General features: G+C 67.5%; 20 protein-coding genes. 3 read left to right on the top strand and 17 right to left on the bottom strand.

What is annotated here, in order from left to right:
* From ltnD to BBX35_RS18005, 6 genes are all read right to left on the bottom strand, one after another.
* The gene (gene ltnD, locus BBX35_RS18030; protein WP_067223027.1) at positions 1 to 963 is read right to left on the bottom strand and encodes an L-threonate dehydrogenase; all 963 of its coding nucleotides are present in this window, start codon (positions 961 to 963) and stop codon (positions 1 to 3) included.
* Positions 960 to 1,943 carry a D-erythronate dehydrogenase gene (gene denD / locus BBX35_RS18025; protein WP_067223024.1) on the bottom strand — a complete coding sequence of 328 codons (984 nt, stop codon included), beginning with the start codon at positions 1,941 to 1,943 and terminating at the stop codon, positions 960 to 962. Before denD ends, ltnD begins: the two co-directional genes overlap by 4 nt.
* 91 nt (positions 1,944 to 2,034) lie before the next feature.
* Positions 2,035 to 2,784 carry a glucose 1-dehydrogenase gene (locus tag BBX35_RS18020; RefSeq protein ID WP_067223023.1) on the bottom strand — a complete coding sequence of 250 codons (750 nt, stop codon included), beginning with the start codon at positions 2,782 to 2,784 and terminating at the stop codon, positions 2,035 to 2,037.
* 31 nt (positions 2,785 to 2,815) lie between these two features.
* The gene (locus BBX35_RS18015) at positions 2,816 to 4,093 is read right to left on the bottom strand and encodes a TRAP transporter large permease (RefSeq protein WP_067223020.1); all 1,278 of its coding nucleotides are present in this window, start codon (positions 4,091 to 4,093) and stop codon (positions 2,816 to 2,818) included.
* Positions 4,090 to 4,608, bottom strand: a complete 519-nt coding sequence (locus tag BBX35_RS18010) for a TRAP transporter small permease (protein ID WP_067223019.1) — start codon at positions 4,606 to 4,608, stop codon at positions 4,090 to 4,092. The genes BBX35_RS18015 and BBX35_RS18010 overlap by 4 nt, the downstream gene beginning before the upstream one ends.
* 70 nt (positions 4,609 to 4,678) lie before the next feature.
* Positions 4,679 to 5,608, bottom strand: coding sequence for a TRAP transporter substrate-binding protein (locus BBX35_RS18005; RefSeq protein ID WP_088941682.1), 930 nt, complete (start codon positions 5,606 to 5,608; stop codon positions 4,679 to 4,681).
* A gap of 260 nt (positions 5,609 to 5,868) precedes the next feature.
* On the opposite strand from BBX35_RS18005, the gene BBX35_RS18000 reads away from it, so the two are divergent.
* Positions 5,869 to 6,639 (top strand): FadR/GntR family transcriptional regulator, encoded by a 771-nt coding sequence (locus tag BBX35_RS18000; RefSeq protein ID WP_067223013.1) that lies wholly within the window; start codon positions 5,869 to 5,871, stop codon positions 6,637 to 6,639.
* Positions 6,640 to 6,728: 89 nt separating this feature from the next.
* On the opposite strand, the gene BBX35_RS17995 is transcribed toward BBX35_RS18000, so the two are convergent.
* The 4 genes from BBX35_RS17995 to BBX35_RS17980 form a co-directional block, all read right to left on the bottom strand.
* Positions 6,729 to 8,186, bottom strand: coding sequence for an aldehyde dehydrogenase family protein (locus BBX35_RS17995; protein ID WP_083206416.1), 1,458 nt, complete (start codon positions 8,184 to 8,186; stop codon positions 6,729 to 6,731).
* Between the two features lie 76 nt (positions 8,187 to 8,262).
* Entirely contained in the window at positions 8,263 to 9,324 is a 1,062-nt protein-coding gene (locus tag BBX35_RS17990; RefSeq protein WP_067223011.1) for a tartrate dehydrogenase, read from the bottom strand.
* Between the two features lie 91 nt (positions 9,325 to 9,415).
* Entirely contained in the window at positions 9,416 to 10,150 is a 735-nt protein-coding gene (locus BBX35_RS17985; protein ID WP_067223009.1) for a transcriptional regulator NanR, read from the bottom strand.
* A gap of 91 nt (positions 10,151 to 10,241) precedes the next feature.
* A complete protein-coding gene (locus tag BBX35_RS17980) occupies positions 10,242 to 11,069 on the bottom strand; it encodes a phosphogluconate dehydrogenase C-terminal domain-containing protein (RefSeq protein ID WP_088946125.1) in 828 nt (275 codons plus the stop codon).
* A gap of 125 nt (positions 11,070 to 11,194) precedes the next feature.
* On the opposite strand from BBX35_RS17980, the gene BBX35_RS17975 reads away from it, so the two are divergent.
* Both BBX35_RS17975 and BBX35_RS17970 read left to right on the top strand, forming a co-directional pair.
* Entirely contained in the window at positions 11,195 to 12,451 is a 1,257-nt protein-coding gene (locus BBX35_RS17975) for a ribulose-bisphosphate carboxylase large subunit family protein (RefSeq protein WP_067223005.1), read from the top strand.
* A complete protein-coding gene (locus BBX35_RS17970) occupies positions 12,451 to 13,764 on the top strand; it encodes a four-carbon acid sugar kinase family protein (RefSeq protein ID WP_067223003.1) in 1,314 nt (437 codons plus the stop codon). Before BBX35_RS17975 ends, BBX35_RS17970 begins: the two co-directional genes overlap by 1 nt.
* 13 nt (positions 13,765 to 13,777) lie before the next feature.
* On the opposite strand, the gene BBX35_RS17965 is transcribed toward BBX35_RS17970, so the two are convergent.
* From BBX35_RS17965 to BBX35_RS17935, 7 genes are all read right to left on the bottom strand, one after another.
* Positions 13,778 to 14,863, bottom strand: a complete 1,086-nt coding sequence (locus BBX35_RS17965) for a LacI family DNA-binding transcriptional regulator (RefSeq protein ID WP_067223000.1) — start codon at positions 14,861 to 14,863, stop codon at positions 13,778 to 13,780.
* Between the two features lie 22 nt (positions 14,864 to 14,885).
* A complete protein-coding gene (locus BBX35_RS17960; RefSeq protein ID WP_067222999.1) occupies positions 14,886 to 15,908 on the bottom strand; it encodes a M14 family metallopeptidase in 1,023 nt (340 codons plus the stop codon).
* A gap of 25 nt (positions 15,909 to 15,933) precedes the next feature.
* Positions 15,934 to 16,278: a RidA family protein gene (locus BBX35_RS17955; protein WP_067222996.1), complete on the bottom strand. Its 345-nt coding sequence runs from the start codon at positions 16,276 to 16,278 to the stop codon at positions 15,934 to 15,936.
* A 92-nt stretch (positions 16,279 to 16,370) separates the two neighbouring features.
* Entirely contained in the window at positions 16,371 to 17,150 is a 780-nt protein-coding gene (locus BBX35_RS17950) for a transporter substrate-binding domain-containing protein (protein WP_067222994.1), read from the bottom strand.
* Between the two features lie 34 nt (positions 17,151 to 17,184).
* Positions 17,185 to 17,916 carry an amino acid ABC transporter ATP-binding protein gene (locus BBX35_RS17945; protein ID WP_067222992.1) on the bottom strand — a complete coding sequence of 244 codons (732 nt, stop codon included), beginning with the start codon at positions 17,914 to 17,916 and terminating at the stop codon, positions 17,185 to 17,187.
* Positions 17,903 to 18,553, bottom strand: a complete 651-nt coding sequence (locus BBX35_RS17940) for an amino acid ABC transporter permease (RefSeq protein WP_067222989.1) — start codon at positions 18,551 to 18,553, stop codon at positions 17,903 to 17,905. The genes BBX35_RS17945 and BBX35_RS17940 overlap by 14 nt, the downstream gene beginning before the upstream one ends.
* 11 nt (positions 18,554 to 18,564) lie before the next feature.
* Positions 18,565 to 19,233 (bottom strand): amino acid ABC transporter permease, encoded by a 669-nt coding sequence (locus BBX35_RS17935; RefSeq protein WP_067222987.1) that lies wholly within the window; start codon positions 19,231 to 19,233, stop codon positions 18,565 to 18,567.
* Between the last annotated feature and the right edge of the window lie 15 nt (positions 19,234 to 19,248).

Raw genomic sequence — 19,248 nt, 5'->3', positions numbered from 1 at the left:
TCAATCCTTGTCGCTGGAAGTCCCGCCCAAAACGTCCGCGCCCGGTGCCGGAACGCCCGGCAGGGCGATGTTGCCCTCGCGGGCGTAGATCTTGGCGACCGCCACGTCGCCCTCGCGGCCAAGACCCGCGTCATGAGCGGACCGGAAGCGGGCGAGCGCCGTTTCCGTCAGCGGAACGGAGAGCCCGCCGGCGGAGGCCGCCTCGGCGACGATGCCGAGGTCCTTGACGAAGATATCGACTGCCGAATGCGGACGATAGTCGCCGTCGGCGATGAAGGGGCCGCGGTTCTCGAACATCCAGGACGAGCCGGCGCAGCGGGAGATCACCTCCACCATGCGCGCCACCTCGATGCCCTGGCCGACGCCGAAGGTCAGCGCCTCGGCGGTGGCGGCAATGTGGACGCCGGCAAGCAGCTGGTTGACCACCTTCATGGCCGAGCCGGGACCGGCGCGGTCGCCGAGCTCGAACACCGTCTCGGCCATCGCATCGAGTGCGGACCGGGCGGCAGCGAAGGCATCCGCCGTGCCGGAGGCCATGATCGACAGGCGTCCCTCGGCGGCACGGACCGCGCCGCCGGAGATCGGCGCGTCGAGATAGAGCAGGCCTGTTTCGGCAAGCTTCGCCTCGAAACGCACGGCATGTTCGGGGGCGAACGTGGCGCAGGAGACGACCACGGTACCGGGGGCAAGATGCGGCGCGATCCCGTCCTCGCCGAAAAGCACGGCCTCGGTCTGGGCCGCGTTGACGACGACGAGCACGACGGCCGAGGCCTTGCGAAGGGCAGCATCGCGCGCGGCACGATCGGAGGCAATGCGCCCGCCATCCGCCTCGAAGGCAGCCATGGCCGCCTGCTCCCGGTCGATGCCGGTGACATCGAGGCCGGCGCGCAGCAGCGAGCGCGCCATGCCGAGCCCCATGGCGCCCAGGCCGATGACGACGAGCGGACCGGGGGCAGTGGTCATGATGCGGCTCCCGCGTGATCCTCGAGATAGGCGGTGATGATCGCGTCGATGGAGGCATCGCCGGCAAAGCCGAGATCGAGCGCGCGGCGCGTGTCGAATGCCTTCGGCCAGGTCGAGATGATCGCCTCGACGGCAGGATCGGGCTGGTGGCGGATCAAGGCGACCGCCTCGTCGCCCGCCACCTTGCGCAGCGCCTCGATCTGCTCGCCGACGGTCACGGAGACGCCGGGCAGGGTGATGTTGCGACGCCCGCCCATCGCGGCGGTGTCCAGATCGCCGGCATGGACGAGATAGCCGACGGCCGCGCGCGGGCTGGCCAGCCAGTGGCGCACGTCGGTGCCGACCGGCAGCACGGCTTCCTTGCCGGCAAGCGGCTCGCGCAGGATGGAGGAGAAGAAGCCGGAGGCCGCCGCATTGGGCTTGCCCGGCCGGATGACGATGGTCGGCAGGCGCAGGCCGATACCGTCGAAGAAGCCGCGGCGGCTGTAGTCGGTCAGCAGCAGCTCGCCGATGGCCTTCTGGGTGCCGTAGCTCGACAGCGGCGTGACCACGTAGTCGTCGCCGATGACATCGGGCAGCGGAATGCCGAACACCGCCAGCGACGAGGTGAACACGACACGGGGGCAGTAGCCCGAGCGCCCGTGCTCGGCGCGGATCGCCTCGAACAGGTTGCGGGTGCCGTCGAGGTTGATCCGGTAGCCCTTCTCGAAGTCGCGCTCCGCCTCGCCGGAGACGATCGCGGCAAGGTGATAGATGACGTCGGGGCGGGAGGAGACGAGCCGCTCCGCCTCGCCGGGCGCGCACAGGTCGCCGGTCTCGACCGAGACGGGAATGCCGCCCTCCGGCGCGCGGGCCGGGACGACATCGAAAAGGGTCAGGTGCGAAAGCGCGGCACCGGCGAGGGTTCCCCGCGCGGTCAGCGCCCCGGCCAGCCCCTGGCCGAGCATGCCGCCGCCACCGATGATGAGGCAGGTCGTCATTGTCACTCTCTCCTTGCGGGCGGCTGGGCCGGGCGCGATATCCGGCGCCGCACCCGGAAGGGGCGGGCGCCGGATGTCTTTCTTGGGAGCCTTAGATGCAGCGGCCGCCGTCGACTTCCAGCAGCACGCCGGTCACGAACTCGGCCTCGTCGGAGGCGAGGAAGCCGCAGGCCTTGGCAATGTCGAGCGGACGCGACATACGGCCGAGCGGGATGCCGGCGATGATCTTCGCGCGGGTCTCCGGCGTGTCGTCGCCCGGCAGGAACTGGCCGGTCAGGCCGGTCTCGCCCATCACCGGGTTGATGCCGCACACGCGGATCTTGCGGTCGGCGAGCTCCACGGCCATCGAGCGGGTGATGGCGATCGCCGCGCCCTTGGAGCCGTTGTACCAGGTCAGGCCCGGACGCGGGCGCACGCCGGCGGTCGAGGCGATGTTGATGATGACGCCGCCGCCGTTCTTCTCCAGAACCGGCACCGCATGGATCGCCGCGTGGTAGATCGACTTGACGTTGACCGCATAGACCTTGTCGAACGTCGCCTCGTCGACGAGCAGCATCGACTGGTTCTTGTGGGTGGTGCCGGCATTGTTGATGAGGATGTCGAGCTTGCCGAACGCGTCGAGCGCGGTCTGCACCATCGCCTTGGTGGACTCGCTGCTGGTGACATCGGCCGTGCAGGCCACGGCGGACGCGCCGATGTCGCCGGCGACCTTCTCCGCCGCATCGCCGCGAATGTCGGCGACGACGACCTTGGCACCCTGCTCGGCGAAGTAATGGGCAATGCCCTCGCCATAGCCGCCGCCAGCGCCGGTGACGATTGCCACCTTGTCCTTCAGTTTCATTGCAGTCTCCCGAAAAAAGGCAGCGCCATCGCTACCTGTAGAACAGCTCGACGAGGCCGAGCGAGATGAACGGCACGTAGGTCACCAGCAGCACGCAGCCCATCACCACCAGAACCATCGGCACCAGGGCCGGGATAATCTTCTGGATGGATATCTTCGCCACCGCGCAGGCGGCGAAGAGGTTGACGCCGACCGGCGGCGTGAACATGCCGAGCGCCAGGTTGACCACGATGATCAGGCCGAAATGCACCGGATCGACGCCATAGGCGATGGCGATCGGCGCCAGGAGCGGCGCGAGCACCAGGATGGCCGCCGAGGTCTCGACGAACATGCCGACGATGAAGAGGAAGACGTTCACCGCCATCAGGAAGCTGATGCGGTCGGTGAACACCTGCTGCACCCATTCCGCGATGATCGCCGGCAGGCCCGAGCGGGTGACGAGAAACGAGAATAGGCCGGCGCCGGCGATGATGATCATGATCACCGTGCTGGAGATCGCCGAGGTGCGCAGCGCCGTGTAGATCTTGGCGAATGTCAGCGAGCGATAGACGAAGAGGCCGACGAACAGCGCATAGACCACCGCGATGGAGGACGCCTCGGTCGGCGTGAAGATGCCGCCGTAGATTCCGCCAAGCACGATAACCGGCATGAGCAGCGCCCAGAGCGCATGCACCACGGCCTCGATGAAGGGCTTGCGCCCCTCGCCATCCATCTTTCCGTAGCCCTTCACGCGGCACAGGATGATCAGATAGATGAAGAGAGCCGCCGCAACCAGGATGCCCGGGCCGATGCCGGCCAGGAACAGCTGGCCGATGGAGGTTTCCGTCGCAACGCCATAGAGGATGAGCGGGATCGACGGCGGGATCAGCACGCCGAGCTCGGCCGAGGAGGCCTGGATGGCGGCAGCGGTGCCGACCGGATAGCCGTGGCGCACCATCGCCGGAATGAGAATGACGCCGATCGCGAAGGTCGTGGCTACCGAGGAGCCGGAGACCGAGGCGAAGATCATGCAGGTGACGACGCAGGTGCAGGCAAGTCCGCCCTGGATGCCGCCGACCATCGACTTGGCCAGCTCCACCAGGCGCTCGGATATGCCGGCGGCCGCCATCAGGTTGCCCGACAGGATGAACAGCGGGACGGCGAGCAGCGGGAAGGAGTCGAGGCTGGCGAAGATGCGCTGCACGGCAAGCAGCAGCGGCACCGTCGAGAAGAACTGGATGCCGAAGGCGCTGGCCAGCACCAGCGACACGCCGATGGGAACGGCGGCGGCAAAGAGAATCAGCAGCGAAAAGGCCAGAGCCGCATTCATACCTGGCCCTCCACATCCTTCAGGTCGTCGGAGCGCACATCGTCCTGGCCGGTGAAGCTGACGATGGTCCGGGCGATCACGCCGGGAACGGCCAGCAGGGCACCGGCCGGCAGGGCCGCATAGACCCAGGCGATGCTGATCTCAAGGCCGGCAAGGTTCTGCCGCTGCACGCGCAGCGCCATGGCGGTGCCGTACCAGATCAGCATGGCGAGGAACGTCAGCGAGGCGATGGCGATGACGATGGTCAGGACCTGCCGCAGCGGCTTGGGCCCGACATCGATCAGGAAGTCGACCGCGATCATCGCGCCCTGGCGGAACGCGGCGGCAAGGCCGAGAAAGACCATCCACATCATCGCCGAACGGGCTGCCACTTCCGACCAGGCGGAAGGATGCCCGAACACGAAGCGTGTCACGACCTGATAAAAGGTGAGAGCGACGATCACCGCCAGCGCGACGATGGACAGCTCGAGAGCGACACGGGTGACCCGGCGCTCGGCGGCGAAGAACCATTGCATGATCGAACTCCTGCCGGGGCGGCCGCGTACGGCCACCCCGGGACTTCGGAGGGCGAGGCCCGGGAGAGCCTTACTGCTGGGCGGCCTGGATGCGCTTCAGCATTTCGTCGCCGTACTTCGCCTTGAAGGTGTCATAGGCGGGGGCGACGGCCTTCTGGAAGGCAGCCTTGTCGACATTCTCAACGACGTTCATGCCGTTCTTGCGCAGCAGCTCGACGCCGTTGGCCTCATCCGACTCGACCTTGGCGCGGGTCGCCTCGACGGCAACCTTGGCAGCCTCGCGGAACCAGCCCTTCTCCTCGTCGGAGAGGCCGTCCCACAGGCTCGGTGAAGCGAGAATGATGGCCGGAGAGTAGACGTGGCCGGTCAGGGTCAGGTTGCTCTGCACTTCCCAGAACTTCGAGGCGGTGATCACCGGGATCGGGTTCTCCTGGCCGTCGATGACGTTCTGCTGGAGCGCGGCGAAAACCTCCGGGAAGGCCATCGGCGTCGGCGAAGCGCCGGCGGCACGGAAGGCTTCCATGTGCACCGGGTTCTCCATGGTGCGGATCTTCAGGCCTTCGAGGTCGGCCGGAGTGTTGATCGGACGGCTGGAGTTGGTGACATGGCGGAAGCCGTTCTCGGTCCAGGCGAGGGCGACGAGATTGTTCTCGCTGACCTTGTCGAGCAGCTCCTGTCCGATTTCGCCATCGAGGATGCTGCGCGCGGACGCATAGTCCTTGAACAGGAACGGCAGGTCGAGAACCAGCGCCTCGGGAACGAAGTTGCCGAGCGGGCCGGTCGAGGACACGGTCAGCTCGACCGAGCCGATCTGCAGACCCTCGATCACGTCGCGCTCGCCGCCGAGCGCGCCGGCGGCCTGCTCACGGATCTCGAACTTGCCGTTGCTGAGCTCGGAGAGCTTCTTGCCGAAGGCCTGGACGCCCATGCTGTAGTGGGAATTCTGCGCCGTGGAATGCGCGAAATTGAGAACGGTCTGCGCGAATGCGCTGCCGCTCATCGCAACCGAAAGGGCGACGGCGGACACAACTGTCAAACTGCGGAAACGAAACATAGCGATATCCTCCCTGGTGTCTCCTGCACCGGGGGCGGAGTTTGGAGGCGATCGCCCATCCAGTCAACACGTTTTACAACTTAACTGTAACTGGTATGATGATCACTCGATTGAGCAGGAAGACCGCAACCTCGCAATTCGTGCAATCGCGCTTCGGAAAGCTGCCGATGTTGACCGGGCGGCAGGTTTGACCAATAAGTCGAGACATGGACAAGGCCGCACCGACATCGCGGTCGGCGGATTTTTCCTTCGCCGACCTTCAGCAGAGCAAAGCCGAGCGGCTGGCCGACCGGATCTACGAGAACCTGTTCCACGCCATCGTCACCGGCATGATCACCGCCGGCACCAAGCTTCCTTCCGAAAACGTGCTGGCCGGCGAGTTCGACGTATCGCGCCCCGTGCTGCGCGAGGCGCTGGACAAGCTGCGCGAGGACGGGCTGATCTCCTCGGTGCGCGGCTCGGGCAACTACGTGCAGAACGCGCTCGGCGCAAGCCGCGAGCGGGCGACCGGCGACGACGACCGCGATGCGCTGGAGCGCATCGGCGACATGCTGAACGGCATCGAGCTGCGCCTGATCGTCGAGCCGCAGGCGGCCTATCTCGCCGCCAAGCGTCGCGGTCCGGCGGATATCGAGCGTCTGCGCGAGGCTCTCGACCGGTTTTCCGAGGCGATGCATACCAATGCGATCATGCATTATCACGACTATGCGTTCCACGAGGCGGTGGCCATCGCCACCTGCAATCCGCGCATCGTCAAGACATTGAAATCGCTGGAATACGACGTCTCCCGCTCAGTGACCCTGATGCGCTTTCTGGTGAAGTTCCAGCCGCTGGTGCGCGCCGAGGCGGTGCAGGCCGAGCACGAGGAAATCTTCCGCCATATCGAGGCGGGCGCGGCGACCAAGGCCAAGCGCGCGATGCGCAATCACATCGAGCACGCCCGCACGCGGATGATGAGCAGCCGCCCGGGCTTCTGACCCCTTTCAACCCGACGAACAGGACGCAGAACGAAAACGGGCGGAACCCGAAGGTCCCGCCCGCACCATCTCGTTGCGATGTCCGCGGCTCAGCCGTGCTTGAGAACCACCGTCTTGATGGTGGTGAAGCTGACCATGCCCTCGAACGCCTTCTCGCGGCCGTAGCCGGAGCGCTTCATGCCGCCGAAAGGCAGCTCGATGCCGCCGCCGGCGCCGTAGTTGTTGATGAACACCTGGCCCGCCTCGATGGCGTGGGCGCAGCGCATCTGCCGGCCGCCATCCTGGGTCCAGACGGAGGCGGTGAGCCCGTAGGGCGTGCCGTTCGCAAGGCGGATCGCCTCGGCCTCGTCATCGAAGGGGAAGGCCGCAAGGACGGGACCGAAGATCTCGTCACAGGCAAGGCGGCTGTCGGGAGCCGCACCGTCCAGCAGCATCGGCGGGAAGTAGTAGCCGCCGTCCGGGGCATCGGCGTTCTTCTGCGCCTGAGCGACAACCCGCGCGCCGTCGGCAAGCGCCGCCTCGACGAGCTCGGTGACCCGGCGCAACTGGCGGGCGCTGACGATGGGACCGCAATCCGGGTCGTCGATGCCCGGGCCGACCTTCAGCGCGGCGAAACGCTCGGCGAGCCGCTTCATCACTTCCGGATAGATCGACCGCTCGATGAGCACACGGCTGCCGGCCGCGCAGGTCTGGCCGGCGTTCTGCACGATGGCGTTGACGACGACCGGCAGGGCCTCGTCGAGATTCGCATCGGCGAACAGGACCTGCGGCGACTTTCCGCCCAGTTCCAGCGTCACAGGCACGTGGTTTTCCGCCGCAGCCTTCGCCACGGCGGTGCCCGTCTGGGGCGAGCCGGTGAAGGAGATGTGGTTGATGCCCGTATGGCCGGCGAGCGCAGCGCCCGCCTCCATGCCGAGGCCGCAGACGATGTTGAGCGCACCGGCCGGGAGGCCGGCCTCGAGCGCCAGTTCGGCGAGACGCAGCGGCGTCAGGCAGGCGTCCTCCGCCGGCTTGACCACGCAGGCATTGCCGGCCGCCAGCGCGCCGCCGACCGAGCGGCCGAAGATTTGCGAGGGGTAGTTCCACGGGATGATGTGGCCGGTGACGCCATGGGGAACCCGCAGCGCCATGACGGTCATGCCCTTGGAATAGGGGATGGTTTCGCCGTGATGCTTGTCGGCGGCCGAGCCGTAATACTCGAAGTAGCGGGCCGTGGCGGTGATGTCGTTGCGCGCCTGGGTGAGCGGCTTGCCAGTGTCGAGACACTCCAGCTCGGCCAGCTCCTCGGCATGTTCGAGGATCAGCGCGGAAAAGCGCATCAGGATGCGGCCGCGCTCCAGAGCGCTCTTGGCGCCCCATTCGCCCTCGAATGCGGCACGCGCCGCTTCGACCGCCCGGTCGACCTCGGCCGCGCCGCCGCGCGGCAGACGGGCGAAGACCCGGCCGTCCGCCGGATCCACGACGTCGATGCCGCCGTTTTCCGCGCGATCGACGACCTTGCCGTTGATGATATGGCCGAAGGCCGTGATGGATGTCCTGTCGAGCATCTCTTTGCTCCTGAAAGTGACTGGAAACTGGGAACGGGCCGGCCGGCGGAGACCGCCGGCCGGGTCTATCGATGGATCAGGCGAGCGCGTCGGCGATGGCCTTGCCGGCCTCGATGGTGCCGGCGCTGCCGCCGAGATCGCGGGTGCGCGGGCCGCCCTGCGAGAGCACCGTCTCGATCGCGGTCTCGATGGCGCGGGCAGCCTCCAGCTCGCCGAGATGCTCCAGCATCATGGCGCCGGCCCAGATCTGGCCGATCGGATTGGCGATGCCCTGGCCGGCGATGTCCGGCGCCGAACCGTGCACCGGCTCGAACATCGAGGGATTGGTGCGGGTCGGATCGATATTGCCGGACGGCGCAATGCCGATGCTGCCGGCGACCGCCGGGCCGAGATCGGACAGGATATCGCCGAACAGGTTCGAGCCGACGACGACGTCGAACCAGTCCGGATGATTGACGAAATGCGCCGTCAGGATGTCGATGTGGAACTTGTTCGCCTCGACATCGGGATAGTCGGCCGCGACCGCCGCGAACCGCTCGTCCCAGTAGGGCATGGCGATCTTGATGCCGTTCGACTTGGTGGCCAGGGAGACCTTGTTGCGGCGGGTGCGCGCCAGCTCGAACGCGTAACGCAGGATCCGGTCGGTGGCGCGGCGGGAGAACACCGACTCCTGGATCACCAGCTCTTCCGGCGTGCCCTGGTAGAGAATGCCGCCGGCGGAGGAGTACTCGCCTTCCGAGTTCTCGCGCACGATGACGAAGTCGATGTCCTTGGCATCGCGGCCGGCGAGCGGCGAGGTGATGCCCTTGAGCAGGCGCGCCGGACGCAGCGCGACATAGAGGTTGAGCTCGCGGCGCAGGCGCAGGATCAGGTCCCAGGTGGAGATGTGGTCCGGCACGTTCGGCCAGCCGACTGCACCGAGGAAGATCGCATGGCTGCCGCGCACCTGCTCGACGCCGTCTTCCGGCATCATCCGCCCGTGGCGGGCGTAGTAGTCGCAGCTCCAGTCATGCTCCTTCCAGTTCACCGAGAAGCCGAAGCGCCGCGCGGCCGCCTCCACCACCCGCTGACCTTCCGGCACGACCTCCTTGCCGATGCCGTCGCCCGCAATCACCGCGATATCGTAATTCCTGCCCATGGAGCACCTCCCGAGACGTCTTTGTTTCCGGCGGCGACCATGAGGCAAAGCGTCAGATGAGTCAATTCAGTTTACAACTCTGCAAACCGCCTCAGGCATCCTCGCGGTGCTGATAGAGCAGATCGCTGCGATCGAGGTGAATACCCATGGCGGCGGCGGCCCCGTCCTCGTCGCCCGTGGCCAACCGGTCGACGATCACCGCATGCTCGGCCAGGGTCTTCGTCTCGCCGCCGGACCACAACAGCATCTCCGAGTGATAGTTGAACAGCCAGGTCAGCATGGCATCGCCGACGGCGGCAAAGATCGGGTTGCCCGACAGGGACGCGATCTTCCGGTGGAAGGCGATGTCGGCGGCGATGAAGGCCTCCGCATCGCCGAGGGCCTCGCGCTGGCGGTCGACGAGGCGGCGCAGCTCGGCGATGTCGGCGGCCGTGGCATTGACTGCGGCAAGACGCACCATGCCCATTTCGAAGAAGCGTCGCGCCTGCTTCAGGTGCTCCAGATTGTCCGGCGAGGCGGACAGCATCAGCCGCGCCACCCCGTCGATCTGCCGGATCACCGTGTCGGCGGTCAGCGCGCTCACCCGGGCGCGCTCGCCGTGCGAGATGCTGATGAGGCCCATCGTGTCGAGCGATTGCAGCGCCTCGCGCACCGCCGGCCTGCCGACGCCGAAGCGTTCCATCAGGTCGCGTTCGGACGGCATCAGCTCGCCGGGCAGGACCTCGCGGCGGGTGATCATCTCCAGCAGCCTTTCGAGCACCTGGTCCGACAGCTTCCGCCTGACGATCTTGTCGCCCTCGTCCGTTTTCGTGCCGCGCTTGCGCATTCCAGCTCCCTCGCCCCGGATGGTTCCCTCCTATAGCAATGCCGGAGTGCGGCTGCCTATATGGCAGCCGCAGACGTGATCGCCAACGCCATCAGGTGATGGCGCGGATGCTTTCGGTGATTTCCTGCGGATCGAAGACGCCGCGCCAGTCGTCGCGCATCAGGCGCGGCTTGCCGTTGGCGATGGCCTTGTTGCAGGCGTCCGAGAACGCACCCTGCACCTCGCCCATGACGACGGCGCCGAGGATGTTGAGATGGCCCAGCAGGAAGTCGCGGGCCGCGACCGGATCGACGCCGCGCGAGACGACCTCGTCCATCGCTTCCTTCATGACGACGAGCAGCGTGGCGCAGACCGTCTCCGACAGGCCCGGCTCGAGCAGCGCCATCTGCTCCACCGTGACCCGGTGCGAGCGCAGGATCGGGCCGTAGATGGTGCGGGCGATCTCCTCGCCGACCGCATAGTGCTCTTCCGGCCCCTGCATCAGAGCGCTGACGATGGCCTGCTTGGCGGCAACACCGCCGAAATAGTCGCGCTTGGCGGCCATCTCGGTCTCGTCGTTGAAGATCGGCGGGTGGCAGGGGTGCGAGACGAAATAGGTGACGTCCGCGCGCTCCGGGAAATGGCCGGCGAAGGGTGCGGCAGCATCCAGCGCCATCACCAGCGTGCCCGGATCGAGCTTCGGCACGACGGTCGAAGCGACCGCCTGGATCGCCGTGTCCGGCACGGCGAGAATCACGGCACCGGCCCCGGCGAGGGCGGCATCCATGTCGACGCAGTCGACGCCGAGGGTCTCGCGCAGGCGGGCACGCCCGGCCTCGCCGATCTCCACATGCGCAACCTCGTAGCGCGAGCCCTTGAGGTTGGTGGCAAGACGCACGCCCATCTTTCCGCCGGCGCCAAGCAAAGCAATCTTCATCAGTCGGCCTCCTGTTTGGCGGGGATGAAACCCGGCAAACATCATGTTGTCAACTGGTATGATGAGATGATATCGAACCTGTCAACCGATGCCGGCACACGGCAGGGATGCGAGAGGGGACGCGGCAGATGGAACGGCTTTACGCACGCTACGAACTGGAGAGCCCGCTGCCGCTGGAGGATGCCGCAGCGGTGATCGCCGGCGAGCAGTCCTGCGGCACCTTCCTGCGCCTGCCGGGCGAGACCGACGAGCTGCGCGAGCGCTCGGGTGCGCGAATCGAGAGCGTCGTCGAAACGGGAAGCTCGCCGACCCCGGCCCTGCCCTGCCGGATCCGTGCAGACCGATACCGGCGCGGCGAGATGGTGCTGTCCTGGCCGATGGAGAATTTCGGCCCCTCGCTGACCAACGTGCTGGCCACCGTCGCCGGCAACCTGTTCGAGCTGGCGGAGGTGTCGGCGCTGCGCCTTCTCGACATCACCTTCCCGCCCAGCTTTGCCGGCGCCTATCCGGGCCCGGCCTTCGGCGTTGAGGGCACGCGGCGCCTTGCCGGTGTCGAGGGCCGGCCGATGATCGGCACGATCATCAAGCCGAGCGTCGGCCTGGGCCCCGGCGAGACGGCGGCGATGGTCGAGCAGCTCGTTGCCGGCGGCATCGACTTCATCAAGGACGACGAGTTGCAGGCCGACGGCCCGCACTGCCCGTTCGAGGCGCGCGTCGATGCGGTGATGCGGGTGGTCGAGGACCATGCGCAGCGCAACGGCCGCAAGGCGATGGTCGCCTTCAACATCACCGGCGAGATCGACGAGATGAAGCGGCGCGCCGACCACGTGGCAGCGCGCGGCGGCACCTGCATCATGGTCAGCCTGCACTCGATCGGGCTTGCCGGCCTCGGCGCCATTCGCCGCCATGCCAGCCTGCCGCTGCATTGCCACCGCAACGGCTGGGGCCTGTTCTCCCGCTCGCCCGACATCGGCATCGCCTATGAGGCCTGGCAGAAGTTCTGGCGCATCGCCGGCGCCGACCACCTGCATGTCAACGGACTGGCCAACAAGTTCTCCGAGAGCGACGCCTCGGTGATCGCCTCGGCGAAAGCAGTCGGTACGCCGCTGTTCGGCGCCGGCCTGCCGGGCTTCGAGGCGCTGCCGGTCTTCTCCTCCGGGCAGACCGCGGCGCAGGTCGCCGGCACCCATGCGGCGGTCGGCTCGCCCGACTTCCTCTATTGCGCCGGCGGCGGCATCATGGGTCATCCGGGCGGCATTGCCGGCGGCGTGGCCAGCCTGCGTCAGGCGGCGGATGCAGCGATGGCCGGCATCGATATCGATACCCACGCCCGGACGCATCCCGAGCTCGCCGCCGCCCTTTCCCTGTTCAAGGACAAGCGCTGATGGCCGGCGACGTGCTGCTCTCCTATTACGGCGACGACTTCACCGGTTCGACCGACGTGATGGAGGCGCTGTCCTCCAACGGCATCGAGACCGTGCTGTTCACCCGCAAGCCGGACGATGCCCTGCTGGCGCGCTTTGCCGGCTGCCGGGCCGTGGGGCTTGCCGGCACCAGCCGTAGCCGCTCGCCCGCGTGGATGGACGCCGAGATGCCGCAGGTCTTCGCCTGGCTGAAGTCGCTCCACGCGCGCTTTTGCCATTACAAGGTCTGCTCGACCTTCGACAGCGCTCCCCATCGCGGCTCAATCGGCCGGGCGATGGAAATCGGCCTTGCCGCCTTCGACCAGCACCGTCTGGCGCTCGTGGTCGGCGCGCCGCAGCTGCGCCGCTATACCTTCGCCGGCCATCTCTTTGCTGCCTGGCGCGACACGCTGCATCGCATCGACCGGCACCCGGTGATGGCGAACCACCCGGCAACGCCGATGGGCGAAGCCGATCTGTTGCTGCACCTTACCGCCCAGACCTCCCTGCCGTCGGCCCTTGTCGGCCCGACCGACCCGGCACTGGGACAGGCGTCGCCGGACGAAGCTCGCATCGTACTCTTCGACGTCTTCGACAAGGCCTCGCAGGCGGCGGCCGGCGCCTGGCTGGAAGACGCTGCCCGGCAGAACGGGCCTCTGGTCTTCGGCTCCTCCGGCATCGAGTATGCGTTGCTCGAAGCGTGGCGGCAGAGCGAGGCGGGCGTGCGGCCCGTGCGTTTCGAACCCCTGGTGCCGCAGGAGCGGATGGCGGTCGTGTCGGGGAGCTGCTCGCCGACGACGGAGCGCCAGATCCGCACCGCGCTCGGCGCCGGCTTTACCGGCATCGAGATCGACTATGCGGCGCTGGCCTCCGGCCAGGGGCGCGAAGCGGCGTTCGAAACAGTGCTGGCCCGTGCCGAGGGGGTGCTGTCCGCCGGCGGCAGTCCGCTCGTCTACACCGCGCTCGGCCAGTCCAGCGTGGTGGCCTCCGGTCAGGATCAGGGCGGCGACGATGCGGTGGGCGAGGCGCTCGGCCGGTTGCTGGCAGCGCTGCTCGCGCGTCACGGGCTTACCCGCGTGGCGGTGGCCGGCGGCGATACGTCGAGCCATGCGCTCGGGGCGCTCGACATTCACGCCCTCACACTGCGCCATCCGATTTCCGACAGCCCAGGCTCGCCGGTCTGCAACGCCCATGGCGCCGACGGGGACCCGGGCGTCGAGCTGATCCTCAAGGGCGGCCAGATCGGCAAGGACGACTATTTCGTGCGCCTGCGCGACGGAACGCTGACCGCTTAGGCTTCACTTCCGGTCAGGTCGTCTCGCCGGGAATGAGCTCCAGATCGAGGCACAGGCTGGAGGCGAGCGTGCCATCGCTGCGCGGATCCAGCCGGTCGACGATCATCTCGCCCGCGCGGGTGCCCATCGCGTTGCTGTCGAAGGAGATGGTCGACAGGCGCGGCGACAACTCGCCGGCGAGATCGTTGTCGCCGAAGGTCAGCAGGGCAAGCTCGTCGGGAATGCGCCGTCCCTGTTGCCGCGCTTCCAGCAGCGTGCCGAGGCCGAGAAGGTCGTTGGCGCAGAAGATCGCATCGAAGCTGCGCCCGCCCTCCAGCAGGGTCCGGTAGGCCCGGCGCCCGTCGATGACGCTGTCCACCTGCTCCACCCGGATCGTCTCGACGATCTCCGCGCCCAGCTCCGCCGCGCGCTCGGCAAAGCCGGCGAGGCGCAACGCGCCGCGGCCGCCGCTGCGGCCCATGAAGGCAAGGCGCCGATAGCCGCGCCCGACCAGATGGCTCGCCGCCAGCCGGCCGGCATCGGTGTTGGAAAAGCCGACCAGCATGTCGAGCGGATCCGGCGGGTAGGCCCAGCTTTCGACGATGGGAATATCGAGCTCGCGCAACAGGTCGCGGTTTTCCTCCAGCTCGATGACGCCGGTGAAGAAGACCGCAGCGGGCCGCAGCGAGCGCAGCGACTGGATTGCGCTGAGTTCCCGCGAATAGGAATAGGAGGTCTGCCCGACCATCAGCTGGTAGCCGTGCTGCTCCACCACCCGGGCGCAGGCCAGCACCGCCTGGCTGTATTGCTGGCTGAGCAGGTTCGACACGAAGGCCGCAACGATGCTGGAGCGGCCCGAGCGCAGCGCCGAGGCATGCGGGTTGGACCAGTAGCCAGTGGCCTCGACCACCTGCAGGATGCGGTCGCGGGTCTTCGGCGAGACCATGTCGGGCGTGCGCAGGGCGCGGGACACGGTGATCGGCGACACGCCGGCCTGGCGGGCGACGTCCTCGATGCGCGGCGGGCGCGCCGGGCGGGCGGCAGCGCCTTCCGGCCTGTCGGGCGAAAGGCGCAGCACGGCATCATGGGTATGTGCCGTCAGGTCGGTCGCTTTCGCCATGCTGCCCCGCTCTCCCGCGCGTTCAGGTCATTTCGTCCTCCCGCAGGGGACGCGCCGCCTGCACGAGACAATCGCCGGCCTGGCTGTCGCAATGCAACCGGCGCGACAGAACGATACCCGACCGGGCGAAGCGCAGCTCCTCCTCCGGCAGGTCCAGCCGTTCGAAATCATGATACCAGCCGGCCAGATCGCCGGCCTCGACCCTGTCACCCAGCGCCACCGCAGGCTCGAACCAGCCCCGCCGAACCGCATAGATCGCCTGTGCGTGGCTTTCAAGGGCCAGCACCGTCATTTCCTTGCGCACCAAGGGCTTACGGGACAGCAAGGGCGCCTCGATGACGCCCAGCTCGATCAGGACGTTGTCGATGGCACAGGCCGTCGCCTGCATGGAGTCGGTCGTGACCGTGCCGCCGCCGCCGAACTCGCCGCTGAGGCCGATGGCCCCGGCGCGCGCGGCCGCCGCCATGGAAGTGGGGGCTGCCGCGCCGTTCTCCGCGACGAAGCCGTAGGGGAGCCCGGTCGCCCGCATCAGCCGCATGGCCTCCGCGAAGCGTTCCGGCGGACCCTGCCGCTCGATCAGCGCGCAGTGCAGGTGCTCCATCGAGGTGCCGCCCGAATGCAGGTCGAAGACCACGTCATGGACGGGGAACAGCTCGTGCTCGAGAAAATGCGCGATGCGGGCCGTCGGCGTGCCCAGCGGGTCGCCGGGGAAGGCGCGGTTGAGGTTGCCCTCGTCGAGCGGCGAGCGCCGCCGCGCCGCCATGACGGCGGGCGCATTGGCGAAGGGGATGATCGTCACCTCGCCGCGCATGCGCTCGGACGTCAGCTCGCGCGCAAGGCGCGCAAGCAGGATTTCGCCCTCGTATTCGTCGCCGTGATTGCCGGCCATCAGCAGGATGCGCGGCCCCTCGCCGTTGCGCAGACGCACGACGGGGATCTTCGCCTGGAAGTAGGGCGAGCGGTCGATCGAAAAGGGCACGGACAGGCGGGCAAGCCGCCGGCCCTGCGCCGTCAGGTCGAGATCGTGGAAAACACCAGTATGCATGGTCGCCCGGCCTGAAAGAGGAAGATCAGAGAGCGGCGATCGCGGTCATCTCGACGCGAAGGTCCGGATCGGCAAGACGCGCCTCGTAGCAGGCGCGCGCCGGCGGGTTGGCCGGATCGATCCAGGCGTCGTAGACGGCGTTCATCGCATCGAAGTCGATGATGTGCGGCAGCAGGACGGTCACCGCGACGAGGCGCGAACGGTCGCTGCCGGCTTCCGCCAGAAGCGCGTCGATCTTGGCCAGGACCTCGCGGGTCTGCTCCTCGAGGCTGCCCTTGCGGTTGTCGGCCACCTGGCCGGCGATATGGACATGACCGCCCGAGACGACAGCCTGGGACATCCGCGGGCCAACCTGGAAACGCTTGATCATCGACTTTACTCCGTGACTGTCGAAAACGCTGGAACGCCCGGACGGACGAGACCACGCCACAGGGGACGCGATCCCGCCCGTCCGGGAGGAACTCACATGTTGGGAAGCGGCGTCGCTTCCTTGAACCACTTGACCTGCAGAGCCTCGAGCTTGCCGTTCATGCGGTTGAAGAACAGGTCCGTGTTCAGCCACTGCAGCAGGTTGTGCTCGCCGTGACGGACGGCGGCGTGGGCCGGCGACTGACGGATCAGGAACTTCAGCTCCACATCGGCCGAGCCGGACGCATTGAGCGCGATGGCGCTGTTCTCGGCGAAGTACTCGGTCTGGCCGGCGAAGAAGGCGGCAAGCGCGCTGGCCGCATCCTCGAAGCGCACGAGGTTGGCATCCGGCACGTTGTCGGTCAGCCAGACGTCGAGCGTGGTGCCGCGGGCAACCGCGATCGACTTGCCGGACAGCTCGGCCGGGGTCAAATAGGCGGGGCTGCCGGCCTTGCCGTAGACGCCGAGCTGCACGGCGACATAGGGCGAGGTGAACATGACCTGCTGCGCGCGCTCAGGCGTCGCGCCGGCGGCGGCGACGAGCACGTCGATCTGGTCGGACAGGAGGCTCGGCAGGCGGGCAGCGCCGGTCACTTCGACGATCTCCAGATCAACGCCCAGATCGGCGGCAACGAGGTTCGCCAGCTCAACGTCGAAGCCCGTGAGCTTGCCCTCGCCGTCGCGGAAGCCCCAGGGGGCGGAATCCGCAAGCACGCCGATGCGCACCTTGCCTGCGTTGAGGATGTCCTGCAGCTTGTCGGCGAAAGCCGTGCCGGAGGTGAGCGAAACGGCGGCGATGGCAGCCGCGGCAAGAGCCGTCCTGAAGAAATTCATCGGGGTTCCCCTTTCCTTTGGAAGAAGCCGGCCGTCAGCGGACCGAGCTTATGAAATTCGCCAGTTCCGGCGTTGCGGGGTTGGCGAACAGATCTGCGGGCCGGCCTTCTTCGTGGACCATGCCCGCATGCATGAAGACGAGCTTCGAGGCGACGTTGCGCGCGAAGTTCATCTCGTGGGTGACGAGGATCATCGTCATGCCCTGGGTGGCGAGGTCTTCCATCACCTTCAGCACTTCGCCGACCAGTTCCGGGTCGAGCGCCGAGGTGACCTCGTCGAACAGCATCAGGTAGGGCGACATGGCGAGGCACCGGGCGATGGCCACGCGCTGCTGCTGGCCACCGGAGAGCTGGCCGGGATAGGCGTCGATCTTCTCTTCCAGTCCGACCTGGGCCAGGACCTTGCGCGCCAGCTCGCGCGCCGCATCGCCCTTGGCGATCTTTCCGGTCAGTACCGGCGCCAGGGTGATGTTGCGCTCCACCGTCATGTGCGGAAACAGGTTGAACTGCTGGAAAACGATGCCGACATGCTCGCGCAGCTTGCGAAGGTCGGTGGAGCGGGAGTGGACCAGTTCGCCGGCCACCTTGATCTCGCCGCCGTTGATCTGCTCCAGGCCGTTGATGCAGCGCAGGAGCGTCGACTTGCCGGAGCCGCTGCGGCCGATGATGGTGACGATCTCGCCCTTCTCGACGGTCAGGTCGATGCCGCGCAGGACCTCCACCTCGCCGAAGGACTTGTGGACGTTGCTGATCTCAACGAGCGCCATTGAGCTTGTCCTCCAGGGAACGGGACCAGAGCGTGAGCGGGAAGCACAGGGCGAAATAGATCGCCGCCACGCAGGCATAGGAAAGAAGCGGCTGGAACGTCGCCGCGCTGGCGAGCTGTCCGGCACGGGCCAGCTCGACGAAGCCGACCACCGAGGCGAGCGACGTGTTCTTGATGAGCTGCACCAGGAAACCGACCGTCGCGGGCAGCGCGATGCGGAAGGCCTGCGGCGCAACCACGTAGCGGAAGGTCTGCCAGCGGGTCAGGCCGAGACAGGCTGCCGCCTCTGCCTGCGCCACATGCACCGCCTGGATGCCGCCGCGCCAGATCTCACCAAGGAAGGCGGCGGTGAAGATGGTGAAGGCCGCACCGACCGAGACCAGCGCCGGGACCTGGATGCCGAGGAAGACCGGCATGCCGAAATAGAAGAACATCAGCAGGCCGAGCACCGGCACGCCCTGCACGAGCTGCAAGATGCCGGTGGCGACGAGCCGCGCGATCCAGCTGCGCCCGGTGCACATGCGGGCGAGCAGCAAGGCCAGCGGCGCGCCGAAGGCGAGTGCCAGGACCACCAGCGTCGCCGTCCACTGCACGGCGGCCAGCATGGTGAGGAAGTCGGAGATCGTGAAACCGCGCATCGTCCCGCCTCCTATCGACCGGTCGGCCAGCGGAAGGCGATCCGACCGATGCCTGCGAAGGCCAGCCGGAATGCCAGGACCAGGGTGAAGTAGATCGCGCAGACGACCGCATAGACCTCGAAGCTGCGGAACGTGCGGCTCTCGACGAAGGCGGCGGCGTGGAACAGTTCCGACGCGGAAACCTGCGAGGCGAGCGAAGTGCCGAGCAACAGCAGCACGATCTGGCTGGTGATCGAGGGATAGATGTTGCGCAGCGCCGGCGGCAGGATCACATGGCGGAAGACCTGCCAGCGGGTCAGCCCGAGGCACTGGCCGGCCTCGATCTGGCTGCGCGGGATCGAGGCGAGGCCGCCGCGGATGATCTCCGTCGCATAGGCGCCCATGTAGATCGAGAGCGCCGTGGCCGCGGCATAGATCGGCGGCAGGCGCAGACCCGCATAGGGCAGCACGAAGAAGATCAGGAACAGCTGGATCAGCGCCGGGGTGTTGCGGATCACTTCCACATAGCTGCGCACGAGCAGGCGGAGGGCGGCGAAGCGGCTGCCGGCGGCGGAGGCGCAGACAAGGCCGATCGCCAGGCCCGCCACCGTCGCCACGAGGGTGAGCAGCAGGATCAGCGACACGCCGTGCAGGAACTCGTCCTGATAGCGCCAGAGCTGGTTGAAGTTGAGCTGAACCATGAGCCTTCCGGCGAC

Origin of the sequence: Stappia indica, from assembly GCF_001696535.1 — a bacterium.
GTDB classification, from domain to species: Bacteria; Pseudomonadota; Alphaproteobacteria; order Rhizobiales; family Stappiaceae; genus Stappia; species Stappia indica.
The sequence above is the reverse complement of the archived record's forward strand: the minus strand, read 5'-3'. Positions and strand labels throughout refer to the sequence as shown.

Bases quoted from the DNA above. Each gene is read 5' to 3' on its own strand.
- ltnD (WP_067223027.1), bottom strand. From the start codon at position 963: ATGACCACTGCCCCCGGTCCGCTCGTCGTCATCGGCCTGGGCGCCATG.
- BBX35_RS17935 (WP_067222987.1), bottom strand. From the start codon at position 19,233: ATGGTTCAGCTCAACTTCAACCAGCTCTGGCGCTATCAGGACGAGTTC.
- BBX35_RS17950 (WP_067222994.1), bottom strand. From the start codon at position 17,150: ATGAATTTCTTCAGGACGGCTCTTGCCGCGGCTGCCATCGCCGCCGTT.
- BBX35_RS18020 (WP_067223023.1), bottom strand. From the start codon at position 2,784: ATGAAACTGAAGGACAAGGTGGCAATCGTCACCGGCGCTGGCGGCGGC.
- BBX35_RS17975 (WP_067223005.1), top strand. From the start codon at position 11,195: ATGGAACGGCTTTACGCACGCTACGAACTGGAGAGCCCGCTGCCGCTG.
- BBX35_RS18005 (WP_088941682.1), bottom strand. From the start codon at position 5,608: ATGAGCGGCAGCGCATTCGCGCAGACCGTTCTCAATTTCGCGCATTCC.
- BBX35_RS17940 (WP_067222989.1), bottom strand. From the start codon at position 18,553: ATGCGCGGTTTCACGATCTCCGACTTCCTCACCATGCTGGCCGCCGTG.
- BBX35_RS17955 (WP_067222996.1), bottom strand. From the start codon at position 16,278: ATGATCAAGCGTTTCCAGGTTGGCCCGCGGATGTCCCAGGCTGTCGTC.
- BBX35_RS17965 (WP_067223000.1), bottom strand. From the start codon at position 14,863: ATGGCGAAAGCGACCGACCTGACGGCACATACCCATGATGCCGTGCTG.
- denD (WP_067223024.1), bottom strand. From the start codon at position 1,943: ATGACGACCTGCCTCATCATCGGTGGCGGCGGCATGCTCGGCCAGGGG.
- BBX35_RS17985 (WP_067223009.1), bottom strand. From the start codon at position 10,150: ATGCGCAAGCGCGGCACGAAAACGGACGAGGGCGACAAGATCGTCAGG.
- BBX35_RS17995 (WP_083206416.1), bottom strand. From the start codon at position 8,186: ATGCTCGACAGGACATCCATCACGGCCTTCGGCCATATCATCAACGGC.
- BBX35_RS18000 (WP_067223013.1), top strand. From the start codon at position 5,869: ATGGACAAGGCCGCACCGACATCGCGGTCGGCGGATTTTTCCTTCGCC.
- BBX35_RS18010 (WP_067223019.1), bottom strand. From the start codon at position 4,608: ATGCAATGGTTCTTCGCCGCCGAGCGCCGGGTCACCCGTGTCGCTCTC.
- BBX35_RS18015 (WP_067223020.1), bottom strand. From the start codon at position 4,093: ATGAATGCGGCTCTGGCCTTTTCGCTGCTGATTCTCTTTGCCGCCGCC.
- BBX35_RS17990 (WP_067223011.1), bottom strand. From the start codon at position 9,324: ATGGGCAGGAATTACGATATCGCGGTGATTGCGGGCGACGGCATCGGC.
- BBX35_RS17960 (WP_067222999.1), bottom strand. From the start codon at position 15,908: ATGCATACTGGTGTTTTCCACGATCTCGACCTGACGGCGCAGGGCCGG.
- BBX35_RS17970 (WP_067223003.1), top strand. From the start codon at position 12,451: ATGGCCGGCGACGTGCTGCTCTCCTATTACGGCGACGACTTCACCGGT.
- BBX35_RS17945 (WP_067222992.1), bottom strand. From the start codon at position 17,916: ATGGCGCTCGTTGAGATCAGCAACGTCCACAAGTCCTTCGGCGAGGTG.